The sequence below is a fragment of the Alteraurantiacibacter buctensis genome, from assembly GCF_009827655.1.
Classification (GTDB): domain Bacteria; phylum Pseudomonadota; class Alphaproteobacteria; order Sphingomonadales; family Sphingomonadaceae; genus Alteraurantiacibacter; species Alteraurantiacibacter buctensis.
Genome location: NZ_WTYV01000004.1, coordinates 260,473 through 273,530 on the forward strand (window position 1 = coordinate 260,473; position 13,058 = coordinate 273,530).

Sequence of the window (13,058 nt, forward strand, 5' to 3'; positions counted from 1 at the left end):
GGCACGCTTACAGGTTGATGCAACGATGACGAGCAGGGGTGAAATTGACGGCCAGGGGGCAACCGCCCGCGTGCTGTCCTACGTCACCCCGCCGCAGAACACATTCCTGCGACTCGCCGCCGCTGCAGACACATTCCGCAGCGCCTCCGCCATTTCCGCTTTCGTGGAAATCGGACGCGCCAAGAACCCCTTCCCCGCCAGGCATCGTCCCGTCCTTTTCGGCACGGTCCGCGCCATCAGGGGATCCCACACATATCGGCATGCTCAGCGGGTGCTTCACGCACCCCGAGGATCACATGCCAGGAGAAATTTGAATGGCAACGCGCATGCTTATCGATGCGCGCCACCCGGAAGAAACGCGGGTGGCGGTGCTCAAGGGAAACCGGATTGAGGAATTCGACTTTGAATCTGCCGAACACAAGCAGATCAAGGGCAACATCTATCTAGCCAAGGTTACGCGGGTCGAGCCGTCGCTGCAGGCGGCTTTCGTCGATTTCGGCGGCAACCGGCACGGCTTCCTGGCCTTCAGCGAAATCCACCCGGACTACTACCAGATCCCGGCCGAGGATCGCGCCCGGCTGCTCGCCGAGGAACAGGCAGCGGCCGAGGAAGAGGCAGCACTCCGCGCCGAGGAAGACGACGACGAGGACGAGGGCGACTTCGAGAGCCGTCACGACGACGACGATGACGACGATGCCACCGGCGTCGAGGAAATCGACACCTCCGAGAAGGACGACGTTGCCACCATCGAGGACGGCCACGTGGCCAACGGCGATGACAATGGCGACGAGGACGGCGAGGAAGCCGAAGCCTCCGACGAGGATGCCGCCGAAGCCGGGGAAGACTCTGCCGAGGATGCCGAAGGCGAAGACCGCCCCCGCCGTGGCCGTGGCAACGATCGCGGTCGTGGCCGCCGCCAGGGCCGTGGCCAGGGCGGTCGCCAGGGTGGCGGCAGCCGCGCCAAGGAAATCGACGACGTGCGCGCCAAGCGCCAGGCGCTGCGCCGCCGCTACAAGATCCAGGACGTGATCCAGCGCCGCCAGGTGCTGCTGGTCCAGGTCGTGAAGGAAGAGCGCGGCAACAAGGGCGCCGCCCTCACCACCTATCTGTCGCTGGCCGGCCGCTATTGCGTGCTGATGCCCAATTCCAGCCACGGCGGCGGTATTTCCCGCAAGATCTCCAGCGGGGCTGACCGCAAGCGCCTGAAGCAGATCGTGTCCGAGCTGACCCTGCCCAAGTCGATGGGCCTGATCGTGCGCACCGCGGGCCTCCAGCGCAACAAGACCGAGATCAAGCGTGACTTCGACTACCTCGCCCGCCTGTGGGACGAGATCCGCGAGAACACGCTGAAGTCCTCTGCCCCTGCCGCGATCCATTCGGACAGCGACCTGATCAAGCGCGCCATCCGCGACATCTATAACCGCGAGATCGAGGAAGTGGTGGTGGAAGGCGAAGCCGGCTACCGGGCCGCGCGCGACTTCATGAAGCTGCTGATGCCCAGCCACGTGCGCCGGGTGAAGGCCTATGCCGATCCGGTGCCGCTGTTCCAGCGCTATGGCGCGGAAGACCAGCTCTCCGCCATGTACGACCCGGTCGTGCAGTTGAAGAGCGGTGGCTACCTGGTGATCAACCCCACCGAGGCGCTGGTGTCGATCGACATCAACTCCGGCCGTTCCACCAAGGAACACGGGATCGAGGCGACAGCCCTCAACACCAACCTTGAAGCCGCCCGCGAAATCGCCCGCCAGTTGCGCCTGCGCGACATGGCCGGCCTGGTGGTGATCGACTTCATCGACATGGAGCACAGCGGCAACATCCGCAAGGTCGAGCGGGCGATGAAGGATTCGCTCAAGAACGACCGGGCGCGCATCCAGGTGGGCCGCATTTCCGGCTTCGGCCTGATGGAGATGAGCCGCCAGCGCCTGCGCACCGGCGTGCTGGAGGCGACCACCCGCCAGTGCCCACACTGCGACGGCACCGGCCTGGTCCGCACCGCCTCGTCGGCCGGCCTCAGCGCCCTGCGCCTGATCGAGGACGAGGCCGCCAAGGGCAAGGGCACGATCATTACGCTCTACGCCTCCACCGAGGCGTCGATCTACCTGCTCAACGCCAAGCGCGCCGACCTGGCCGAGATCGAGCACCGCTATGGCGTGACCGTGCAGGTTGTGCCCGAAGGCGAGAACGAGGGCGCCAAGATGCGCGTCGCATCGTCCGGCCCGCGCCCGACCGAACCGCCCAAGTTCGAGCCGATCGTGGATGAGATCGAGGACGACTATCCCGAGGAGTTCGAGGACGAGGCCGACGAAGAGGATGACGAGCCGCGCGGCCGATCCTCGCGCCGCGACGAGGACGAAGATGGCGAGCGTGGCGGGCGTGGCCGCAGCAAGCGCCGCCGCCGTGGCGGTCGTGGCCGTGACCGCGATCGTGACCGCGAGGATGGCGACAGCAACGGGGCCGAAGCCTCCGGCGACGATGCGGGCAGCGAACGCGCTCCCGCCGCCGAGGGCGAGGACGAAGCCGCGAATGGCGACCGCCCCAAGAAGCGCCGCCGCCGGGGTGGCCGTGGCCGTGGCCGCCGCCGCGAGAACGGCGAAGGCACCGAGGGCGAGAACGGCGAGAATGCCGAAGCTCCCGAGGGTGAGGCTGAAGCTGAAGCCGCCGAACCGGTGGTCGAGGTAGCTCCTGCTGCTGAAGAGGAAGCTCCCAAGCCGAAGCGTCGCAGCCGCGCCAGGAAGCCTGCCGTGAGCGATGCCGAGGCTCCGGCCGAAGCAGCTCCGGAGGCCGAGGCAGAAGCCGCTCCGGTGGCTGAGGCCGCTCCGGTGGCCGAGGAGGAAGCTCCCAGGCCCAAGCGCCGCAGCCGGGCTAAGAAGGCTGAGGAAGCTCCTGCCGAGGAGGCCCCCGCTGCGGAAGCCCCCGCCGCGGAAGCGCCTGCGGTCGAGGAAGCGCCTGCAGCGGCCGAGGAAGCACCCGCCAAGCCCAAGCGCGCGCCGCGCAAGAAGAAGCCTGCCCTGAGCGAGGCCGAAGGGGCGGAAGCGGAAGCCGAAGCCGCTGCTGCCGAACCGGCAGACCAGACCCCTGCGACTGCTGCCGAAACGGAAGCCGCCGGCGGCGAGGAACAGCCCCGTCGCGGGGGCTGGTGGCAGCGCACCTTCGGCCAGTAAGGCCGCAAGCTGGCAACAAAAAAGGGCCGGATCGCCACCCAGCGATCCGGCCCTTTTGCTATTCTGCTGTCAGTCGCCCGCCTTCACCGCCGTGCCCCATTCCATCCAGCTCGCCCAGCGCGGGGCACCGGCGAAATAGTCCTGCCCCGCCGGATGTAGCGTGAACCCGGCCGGGGCGATGGCGCCACCCACCTCGCGGGTCAGGTGGCAGTTGCCCATCAGCTTCTTCCAGGCGGGTTCGATCCGTTGCTGCCACTTGCGCGGGCCGGCATCGGGCGCGCGCCCGTGCTCCAGGTAAAGCAGGGCGCCACCCGGCTTCAGTACCCGGCGCATCTCCGCCAGGGCCCGCGCCTGATCGTCCACCGAACACAGGGTATAGGTGCAGACCACCGTGTCGAAGCTGGCATCGGCAAAGGGGATGGCCTCTGCCGCGCCCTGACGGATGTCGGCCGCCCAACCCTTCTCCGCCGCCCGGGCACGCGCGGCGTCCAGCAGCGCCGGATTGGGATCGAGCCCGGCGAAACTGCTGACCGCCTGCGGATCATAGAGCTGCTGGTTGAACCCGCCGCCGCAACCGATCTCGAACACCGCGCCGCGTGCCAGTGGCACAACCTTGCGGCGCAGTTCGGTCACCTCGGCCGATCCGCAGCCGGCGCCGATGATCCGGGGCAGCACCTTTTCCTCGTACCACCGGCCCAGTCCCATCGATGCTCCCTCCCCCGTTGTCGGCTATGTCAGCCCAGCCCGCCGATCAGGCGGTACTTCAGCTCCATGTATTCATCCATCCCGTGGTGCGATCCCTCGCGCCCCAGGCCGCTTTCCTTGACCCCGCCGAAGGGCGCCACCTCGGTGCCCAGCAGGCCCTCGTTCAGCGCCACCATGCCATATTCCAGCCCCCGGAACACGCGCGCGGCGCGGGCCACATCGCGGGTGTAGAAATAGCTCGCCAGGCCATAGCGGGTATCGTTGGCGATCCGCAGTGCCTCGGCCTCGTCCGAGAAGCTCATCACCGATGCCACCGGCCCGAAGATCTCCTTCCGGGCGATGTCCATGTCCTGCGTCACCCCGGTCAGCACCGTGGGGGTGTAGAACTGCGCCCCGGCGTTGTGGCGGCTGCCCCCGCAGGCCAGCGTGGCGCCCTCGGCCAGCGCGCCATCAACCAGGCTCTGCACGCCCAGCAGGGCCTTTTCGGTGATCAGCGGGCCGATCTGGCTTTCGGGATCAAGCCCGTTGCCCACCTTCAGCGCGCGCGTTTTCGCCACGAACCGATCGACGAATTCGTCATGCACCTCGCGCTGGATCAGCAGGCGGTTGGTGCCGATGCAGGCTTGGCCTGCATTGCGGAACTTGGCGATCATGGCCCCGTCCACAGCCGCGTCCAGATCGGCATCGGCAAAGACGATGAAGGGCGCGTTGCCGCCCAGTTCCATGCTGGCCCGCTTCACGGTGGAGCCCGCCTGGGTCAGCAGGATCTTGCCCACGGCAGTGGAGCCGGTGAAGCTGATCTTGCGGATCGTGGGATGGGTGCAGAACACTTCCCCCACCCCGCGCGCATCATCGCTGGGGACGATGCGGAACACGTCTTGCGGCACGCCGGCATCGCGCGCCAGCTTCTCGAGCGCCAGGGCGCACAGCGGCGTCGCCTCGCTGGGCTTCATGATCATCGCGCAGCCTGCCGCCAGCGCCGGGGCGGCCTTGCGGGTGATCATGGTCAGGGGGAAGTTCCACGGGGTGATCGCTGCGCAGGTGCCCACCGGCTCCTTGGTGACGACGATTTCCTTGCCGGGAGCAAAGCCGGGGACCGTCTCGCCATAGGCACGGCGCGCTTCCTCGCCGAACCATTCGACGAAGCTGGCGGCATAGTCGAGCTCGCCCCGCGCCTCGTACAGCGGCTTGCCCGCCTCCAGCGTGCAGATCAGCGCCAACTCCTCGCGGTGCTGGATGATCAGGTCGAACCACCGGCGCAGCACCGTGGCACGCACCCGCGCGGTTTCTGCCGCCCAGGCATGGCGGGCGGCTTCAGCCTTGGCGATGATGCCGTCCAGCTCATCCGCCGCATAGTTGCGCACGGTGCACAGCTGCTCCCCCGTGGCCGGGTTGAAAACCGGGAGGCCGCCATCGGCAAGACCGTGTTCGAGGAGATGGGTGGGCAGTTGCGACATGAGGGAATGGTCCTGCTGGAAATGGAATTGGCCGCGATGTGCCCCCTTCCCCGCCGTTTGCCAAGGGCCGCGCTGCCCTGCCCGGTTGACTTTTCGCCCCCGCAGAACCAAAGGCGCAGCCCTTGCCAACACGGATGCTGCATTGACGGCGCTCTATGCCCTGCCGGACCACGAAGTGGTCGAGGCCCTGGTTCCGACCATCGGCCACACCCGCCTGTCGAACGACGCAGGCGTGGAGCGGATTCGTGCGGTTCCCGGCATGGTGCCCCTCGCGATCGATCCGGAGATTGGCGAGGACGGCCAGCCCACCGGCCCCGGCGCAGTGCTGTGGGCCGATATCGGCCAGCACCGCTTCCGCGAATGGCAGTACATGTACACCGTGCAGGCGCTCGCCCGCGATGGCGGCATTGGCGAGGCGTTCAAGACCGATTTCGACATCCTGCTGGATGACCGGATCCTGGCCGATCCGATCAGCCCCAGCGGGTTCATGTTCCATATCAGCCGCTGCGGCTCCACGCTCAGCGCCAAGGCCCTCGCCCGCAGCCCCCGCCATGTGGTGATCAACCAGGGCGGGCCCTTGCAGCGCGGCTTCTGGGCGAAGCTGACGCGCGACTGGCAGCAGCCGCTGGAAGCAACGCCCGAAAACCTCCACGCCTTCCGCAACCTGGTGCTGGCGATGGCCCGTCGCCGCAATGCGGACGAGCTCTATTCCTTCGTCAAGTTCATCAGCTGGAATACGCTGTACATGGACTTTGCCATGCAGGCTTTCCCGCAGGTGCCCAGCGTATTCCTCTACCGCGACCCGGTGGAAGTGATCGCATCCGTGCTGCGCGAGACCAGCGCGGTGATGTGGGCCAAGGGCCGGCGGCAGGCGGGCTTCCTCACCGGGCTGCCGTGGCAGGACACAGTGGCGATGGGTGATGTGGAATACCTCGCCCGCATTTTCGCCCGCTACCTGGAACTGGCGGACGATGCCGGCGCGCGGGTGGCCGATATCAACTATCGCAGCATCAACCCGGACAATTTCCCCGCGATGCTCAGCCGCGGCCTGAAGTTCGATCCGGGCGAGGACGAGCTGGCGCTGATGTGCGAGCAGTTCCGCTTCCATTCCAAGGATGACAGCGACAGCCAGACCTTCAAGGACGACAGCGCGGCCAAGCAGTCCGAGATTTCGGAGGCGGACAAGGCCCTGACCGCCCGCCTGTGCGGACCGGCGATGGCGCGGCTGGATAGCTCGCCCGCCAACCTGTTCCCGCGTTCAGCTTTGGTATAAGGCGCAGGCCACACTTGCCGCCGCCGCTGCGCCCACTAGTTTAGACAGACGTTTCTGGAGATTTTGCGTGACCGCTTCCGCCAACCTGCTCTCCGTGGTGATCCCCAACCACAATTACGGCCGCTTCGTGGGCGCCGCCATCGCCAGCCTTGACGCGCAGACCCACCGCCCGATCGAGGTGATCGTGGTGGACGATGCCAGCACCGACGATTCGGTGGCGCAGATCGAGCAGGCGCTGGCCGGGGCGAAGAACCTGGCGGGCACCAAGTTCCTGGCCCTGGCCGAGAACGTGGGCAAGCTGGGCGCGCTCAACCGCGCGCTGGAGCATGTGAAGGGCCATTACTTCATCATCCTCGACAGCGATGACGTGCTGAAGCCCGAGTATGTGGAACGCACGATTGTCGAACTTGAGAAGGCCCGCACCGAGGATCCCTCGATCGCTTTCCTCTATACCGATTGCATGCTGATCAACGCCGCCGGCGAGGAGCTGGATCGCGGCAAGTCCGCCGCTTGGGATCCGGCCCTGCTGGAGCGCTATTCCTTCGTGCCCGAACCCGCCCTGTGCCTGGCCGCGCCGGTGCTGGAAGCCGCGCCTTATGATGAGGCGATCCGCAAGGGCACCAAGCACCACAAGTGGAAGAAGATCGTGGCCAATGGCTGGAACGGCCGCCACCTGGCCGAACCGCTGTTCTGCTATCGCATGCACGATGCCAACCTGTCCGGTATCGGCAAGCGGGTAACGGCGGAAGTGGAAAGCGGCATCGGCGGGGAACGCATCCTGTCGGGCTACTGGCCGCTGCAGACCACCGAGCGCTGAGCGCGACCATGAGCGGCTTTTCGCTGACGCTGGAGACCGCCCGCGTGGGCGTGGTGGGCCTGGGCTATGTGGGCCTGCCGGTGGCTGTCGCCTTCGGCCAGAAGTACCCCACCGTGGGCATCGACATCAAGGCCGAGCGGGTCGCCCAGCTGCAGCGCAGGATTGACGAGACCAAGGAAGCGACGGCAGAGGAACTGGCGGCGGCAACGCAGCTTACCTTCACCACAGACTGGGCCGATGTGGCGGACTGCAACGTCTTCATCGTCACCGTGCCCACGCCGCTGAACGACCACAACCACCCCGATCTCTACCCGCTGAAAAGTGCCACCACCGCCATCGGCAAGGTGCTGAAGCGCGGCGACGTGGTGGTCTATGAAAGCACCGTCTACCCCGGCTGCACCGAGGAATTCTGCGTGCCGATCCTGGAGGCGGAATCGGGCCTGACGTTCAACGTGGATTTCTTCTGCGGCTACAGCCCGGAACGGATCAATCCGGGCGACAAGCACCGCAAGCTGCCCGATATCCTCAAGATCACCAGCGGCTCCACTCCGCAAGTGGCCGATTTCGTGGATGCCTTCTACCGCAGCGTGGTTCATGCCGGCACCCACCGCGCCAGCTCAATCCGCGTGGCCGAGGCCGCCAAGGTGATGGAAAACACCCAACGCGACCTCAATATCGCGCTGGCCAACGAACTGGCGATGATCTGCAACCTGATCGGCATCGATACGGTGGAGGTGCTGGAAGCCGCCGGCACCAAGTGGAACTTCATGCCCGTTCGCCCCGGCCTCGTCGGCGGGCACTGCATCGGCGTCGATCCCTATTACCTGACACACAAGGCCGAGGAGATCGGTCACCATCCGGAAGTGATCCTGGCCGGCCGCCGCATCAATGATCGCGTGGGCAAGTACGTGGTCAACCAGTTCGTGCGTCTTATGGGCCGCAAGGGCCTGTTGACGGGCGATATCCGCGTGCTGGTGCTGGGCTTTGCCTTCAAGGAAAACTGCCCCGACCACCGCAACACCAAGGTGGCCAGCATCGTCCACCACCTGAACGAATTCGACATTGCCGCCGACGTTTACGACCCCTGGGTCGATGCCGACGAATGCGAACACGAATACGGCATCCGGCCGATCCCGACGCTGGAACAGGGCAAGTATGACGGGATCATCCTGGCCGTGGCGCATGACGATATCATCGCGCTGGGGCCGGACGGGATCCGCGCATTGGGCAAGCCCGGCGCGGCGATCTATGACGTGAAGAGCGCCCTGCCCGCAGACGCCAGCGACCAGCGGCTGTAACCCGGCTGGCCACAGGCCACCGGGTACAACCAGGAGAGCAAATGACCGGCGCGGGGTTGCCGCATTCTGTGCCCGGACTCGACGACGCTTTTGGGTAGTTTAGGTACTCAGCATTCGCGTCGAGATTTGTTGCCGCCGGCCCGCGGCCATCCTCCAGCTACTGACGCGACGGAGGGCAGCACTCGCGTGGCGGCCATGCCTCGTGCGAACGTTCGACATAAAGCCGGGACGCCCGCGCCGGTCATTTCCCTTGCACCCGAAAGCCAAAGGACGGCCCATCCGCTGCTCTGGCCAGACGCATCGGACGCGAATCGGGCTGCACCATTTCATGGGCTGTAGGAAAGTGTTTTCTCGCCAAAGGCTCTCTCCCTTGAGAGGAGACAAGCCTTACCCGCCCGCCGCCTCGCGCCGCTTGATCAGCGTCGCCTCGGTCAGGTCGAAGCTGTGCTTGTGGTCCACGTCGATCGGGCCCCACGGATAGTCGAGCCAGGAGACATCGACCGTCACCTTCATCCGCCGGCCGATGGCATCCATCAGGCCCGGCAGGCCCTTCAGCTTCAGCTTGTAGATGATGAACGGCCACACGCCGAAGGCCTTGAGGATGCGGATATGGCGCTTGCCGAACTGGCCGCCGCCCTCGAACACCTTCACCGCCTTCAGCGCATTGGGCGTCTTCAGGGCATAGAGGTTGCAACTGGAAAAGCCGCCATCCTTCAGCCGGTGGAAGGCCAGGCCGGAATTGGCATAGTCCTGCAGGACAACGTCCTCGCTGGTGAAGCCGACCACGGTATCCTTACTGCTGGCAAGGGTATCGCGCACGAAATCACGAATGATTTCTGGTGTATGCAACGCATTGTCACCAGTGGTTATGATCATCGGCAGCGGGCTGTCGATCTCGTCCACGGCCTTCAGCACGCTGTCCGCCAGGTTGCCGTGCGACTGCACGAACACCACCTGCCCTTCGTCTACCCAGCCAGCCATCTTCGGCGTGGCGGTGAGGATATCGGCCCGGTCGACCGAGACGTGGATCTTGCCGAAGCAGCCCGAATCCACCAGCGCTTCCAAGACCCGTTCCAGCATCACCTGCCCGTCCAGCGTCACCAGGCACTTGTGCGACAGGCCCTGGATCTTCGCCACCGGGTCATCCACCCCGCGGCGGCTGGCGGCCATGACGAGGCAGGATAGGTTGGTCGTCAGTTTGGTCATCGTCGGGTCTTTCAGGAAGCCGGGGTGAAAGCGGCGCCACGCATCAGGTCGCCCGCGTCGGCAAGATCGGGGAGACGTTCGGACAGGTCGCGCAGGGTGGCGAATTGCTCACCTTCCAGCACGCCGATGCAGCAGCCGTCGAACTTGGCCCAGTATTCGGCCCAGGTGAACGGCGCGGCCTTGCTGCCCTTGGGCCATTCGTGGATCGAGACGAATTGGCGCCCGTCCTTCAACGTCAGGTGGACTTCGGTGGGGAATTCGCCTTCCAGCTTGTCCACCGGGTGGCGGTGGATGATCGGGAAGAGCGAGCGCACGTCATCGCCCCACACCTTCTCCTCGGTGAAATCGCTCAAGGTGCAATCGCCCCGCGCCAGCACGCAGCCAACCGCGTATTCGGCGGAGAACTTGGCCTCCAGCGGGCTTTGCGGATCGGTGTAGAACACGTTGTTGAAGTGGACGCGCGGCATGTGCAGGTCCACCCGCGCCACATCGTCTGCGGTGAAGCCGTGCGCGCCCCGCAGGTCCAGCACCCCGTCCATCGCCCGGTGGATCGCCCCGCAGGTGGGGAAGCGCTTCACGCGGAACTTGTGCTCGGTGATCAGCAGCGGCTGGCCCACGCTCTCCAGCTCGTAGCGCAGGTTCTGGCCGTGCTCGATATGGGTGATCGTGTCACGCAGGTCCTCGTAATCCGGCCCCACCATCAGGCGGTTCATGCCGGTGCGCCCGTCCAGCGTCTCGCGCCCGGCGGTGATCCCGGCTGCGGCCATCGTGGCGGCCATGATCCCGCCCTTGGCGGCGAGCCCGGCGTGGACCGGCTTCATCTCGGTGCCGAACTGGCTCATGAACCCGGCTGACATGCTGGTGGCGATGGAGAGCGCGCGGGCGCAGGTTTCGGCATCCAGCTTCAGCAGGCGGCTCACGGCGGCGGTGGCCCCCATCACGCCCACCGTGGCGGTGGCGTGCCAGCCCCGGTTGCGGTGCGCGGGGTTGAGGCCCTGGCCGATCCGGCCGAGGATCTGCAGGCCCACGATATAGGCATCCACACAAGCCGCGCCGGAGAGCTTGCGCTCCTCCGCCACGGCCATGATCGCCGGGAACAGCACCGTGGTGGGGTGCGCCTTGGGCGGATCGAAATTGTCGTCGAAATCCAGCGCATGGGCGATGGTGCCGTTGACCATCGCGGCCCAGGGCGCAGCCAGCTTTTGCGCGGAGCCGAACACGCTGCACGCCGCCCTATCCGACTCTGGCCCCCATGCGGCGACCACGGGCAACAGCTTTTGCGCCACGGGTTCCATCGCGCCGGGGATCATCACGGCGATCGTGTCCACGAATTCGCGGTGCGCCCAGTCACGCGCATCGGCGGGCCAGGCATCGGGCGTTTCGGCGATCCAGGCGCCGTAGATGTCGAGAGGATTGGCAGTCACGCGGGCCGCTCTAATCGTGCGGCGGTTCCGGCGCAACTAGGGGGCGATTTCCTGCCCGTCCCAGCCCAGCAGCGCGCCGCTCTGCTGCGGCGTTGCGGCCAGCAATACGTCGACCAGCGCCACGGCCGCCTCGCGCCGCTTCCTCAGCTGGCCTTCGGGCAGGCCCTTCTGGAACGGGGCAGACAGGGCCGTATCCACCGTGCCCGGGTGCAACGCCAGTACGGTGCCCTGCGGGTGGGTGCGGGCCATCTCGATGGCGAAGTTCTTCACCAGCATGTTGAGCGCAGCCTTGCCGGCGCGGTAGGAATGCCAGCCACCCAGCCGGTTGTCCGATACCGAACCCACGCGGGCCGACAGCGCAGCAAAGGTCCATCGCCCGTCACGCGGCATCAGCGGCAGCACATGCTTGGCAACCAGCGCCGGGCCGATGGTGTTGACCGCCAGCGCCTGCGCCATGGCAGCGGGGTCCAGCGCCTTGAAGCCTTTTTCCGGCGCGGTGCCATCGTCCAGCGTCAGCGCGCCGGTGGCAACCAGCACCAGGTCGGGCACGTCATCAGCCATCAGCGCGGCGGCGGCAGCAATCGATGCCTCGTCGGTCAGGTCGAAGGTGAAGGGCGTGACGAGGTGGTGGCGCGGCACGGCCCCGCCGCGCGATCCGCCCAGCACCGGCACGCCGCGATCGGCCAGCACGCGCGCCACGGCCGCGCCAATCCCGCCGCTTGCGCCGAAGATTGCCGCACGCCGCGGCCAGGCAGGCTTGTTCCTCTCCATTGCGCGTAAACTAGTGTCGCACGGGCAATTGCAAACATGGCCTTTCCGCCATGGTCCGGACCGGCATAGAAAAGCTGCGCATTTGGCCCAAGGTCTGGCTTGCCCTGCGTGCGCGAAGGTCTAGATAGGGGCCAATCCGAACCAGCAGGAAACGACAGGGACCATGGCGACACTCACGCTGCCGAAGAACAGCCGGATCACGGGCCAGGGCCAGGCCTACAAGGCCGATGGCGCCGCGCGCAGCCGTACTTTCCGCATCTATCGCTGGAACCCGGACAGCGGCGAGAACCCGCGTTATGACACGTTCGAGCTGGACCTGGACCAGACCGGGCCGATGGTGCTGGACGCGCTCATCAAGATCAAGAACGAGATCGACCCCACGCTCACCTTCCGCCGGTCGTGCCGCGAGGGGATCTGCGGCTCGTGCTCGATGAACATCAACGGCAAGAACGGCCTCGCCTGTACCACCGCGATCGAAGACCTGAAGGGCGAGGTGCGCATCACCCCCCTGCCGCACATGGAAGTGATCAAGGACCTGGTCCCCGATTTCACCCACTTCTACGCCCAGTATGCCAGCATCCGCCCCTGGCTGCAGACCGTCAGCACCGAGCCGAGCGGCAAGGAGCGCCTGCAATCGCCCGAACAGCGCGCCAAGCTGGACGGCCTGTATGAGTGCATCCTGTGCGCCTGCTGTTCAACGAGCTGCCCCAGCTATTGGTGGAACAGCGACAAGTTCCTGGGCCCGGCCATCCTGCTGCAGGCCTATCGCTGGCTGGCCGACAGCCGCGACGAGATGACGGGTGAGCGGCTGGACGAGCTGGAGGATCCCTTCCGCCTCTATCGCTGCCACACCATCATGAACTGCGCCAACGTGTGTCCCAAGGGCCTCAGCCCCGCCAAGGCGATCGCGGAAATCAAGAAGATGGCGGCCGAGCGGGCCTGATCG

The 13,058-nt window shown here is 66.3% G+C and carries 10 protein-coding genes; 5 read left to right on the forward strand and 5 right to left on the reverse strand.

The window, feature by feature from the left end:
• Positions 1-314 precede the first annotated feature (314 nt).
• Positions 315-3,161: an Rne/Rng family ribonuclease gene (locus GRI99_RS11755; RefSeq protein ID WP_160772221.1), complete on the forward strand. Its 2,847-nt coding sequence runs from the start codon at positions 315-317 to the stop codon at positions 3,159-3,161.
• Positions 3,162-3,230: 69 nt separating this feature from the next.
• Here GRI99_RS11755 and GRI99_RS11760 read toward each other — a convergent pair whose 3' ends face one another.
• Together GRI99_RS11760 and GRI99_RS11765 are read right to left on the reverse strand one after the other, a co-directional pair.
• The gene (locus GRI99_RS11760; protein WP_160772222.1) at positions 3,231-3,866 is read right to left on the reverse strand and encodes a class I SAM-dependent methyltransferase; all 636 of its coding nucleotides are present in this window, start codon (positions 3,864-3,866) and stop codon (positions 3,231-3,233) included.
• 29 nt (positions 3,867-3,895) lie between these two features.
• Positions 3,896-5,323, reverse strand: coding sequence for an NAD-dependent succinate-semialdehyde dehydrogenase (locus GRI99_RS11765; RefSeq protein ID WP_160772223.1), 1,428 nt, complete (start codon positions 5,321-5,323; stop codon positions 3,896-3,898).
• Between the two features lie 142 nt (positions 5,324-5,465).
• On the opposite strand from GRI99_RS11765, the gene GRI99_RS11770 reads away from it, so the two are divergent.
• The 3 genes from GRI99_RS11770 to GRI99_RS11780 all read left to right on the forward strand — a co-directional run bounded on the left by GRI99_RS11770 (position 5,466) and on the right by GRI99_RS11780 (position 8,711).
• Positions 5,466-6,596 carry a sulfotransferase gene (locus tag GRI99_RS11770; protein ID WP_160772224.1) on the forward strand — a complete coding sequence of 377 codons (1,131 nt, stop codon included), beginning with the start codon at positions 5,466-5,468 and terminating at the stop codon, positions 6,594-6,596.
• 67 nt (positions 6,597-6,663) lie between these two features.
• A complete protein-coding gene (locus tag GRI99_RS11775) occupies positions 6,664-7,413 on the forward strand; it encodes a glycosyltransferase (protein WP_160772225.1) in 750 nt (249 codons plus the stop codon).
• Between the two features lie 8 nt (positions 7,414-7,421).
• Positions 7,422-8,711, forward strand: coding sequence for a nucleotide sugar dehydrogenase (locus tag GRI99_RS11780; RefSeq protein WP_160772226.1), 1,290 nt, complete (start codon positions 7,422-7,424; stop codon positions 8,709-8,711).
• A 387-nt stretch (positions 8,712-9,098) separates the two neighbouring features.
• Here the strand turns inward: GRI99_RS11780 and GRI99_RS11785 are convergent, their stop codons facing one another.
• Genes GRI99_RS11785 through GRI99_RS11795 form a run of 3 tightly spaced genes read right to left on the reverse strand, consistent with a single transcriptional unit; the run spans position 9,099 to position 12,112 of the window.
• Positions 9,099-9,917, reverse strand: a complete 819-nt coding sequence (locus tag GRI99_RS11785) for a cytidylyltransferase domain-containing protein (RefSeq protein ID WP_160772227.1) — start codon at positions 9,915-9,917, stop codon at positions 9,099-9,101.
• An 11-nt stretch (positions 9,918-9,928) separates the two neighbouring features.
• Entirely contained in the window at positions 9,929-11,341 is a 1,413-nt protein-coding gene (locus GRI99_RS11790) for an MmgE/PrpD family protein (protein ID WP_160772228.1), read from the reverse strand.
• A 36-nt stretch (positions 11,342-11,377) separates the two neighbouring features.
• A complete protein-coding gene (locus GRI99_RS11795) occupies positions 11,378-12,112 on the reverse strand; it encodes an SDR family NAD(P)-dependent oxidoreductase (RefSeq protein WP_160772229.1) in 735 nt (244 codons plus the stop codon).
• Positions 12,113-12,275: 163 nt separating this feature from the next.
• Here GRI99_RS11795 and GRI99_RS11800 point away from each other — a divergent pair, with 163 nt between their 5' ends.
• Positions 12,276-13,055: a succinate dehydrogenase iron-sulfur subunit gene (locus GRI99_RS11800; protein ID WP_160772230.1), complete on the forward strand. Its 780-nt coding sequence runs from the start codon at positions 12,276-12,278 to the stop codon at positions 13,053-13,055.
• Positions 13,056-13,058 lie beyond the last annotated feature (3 nt).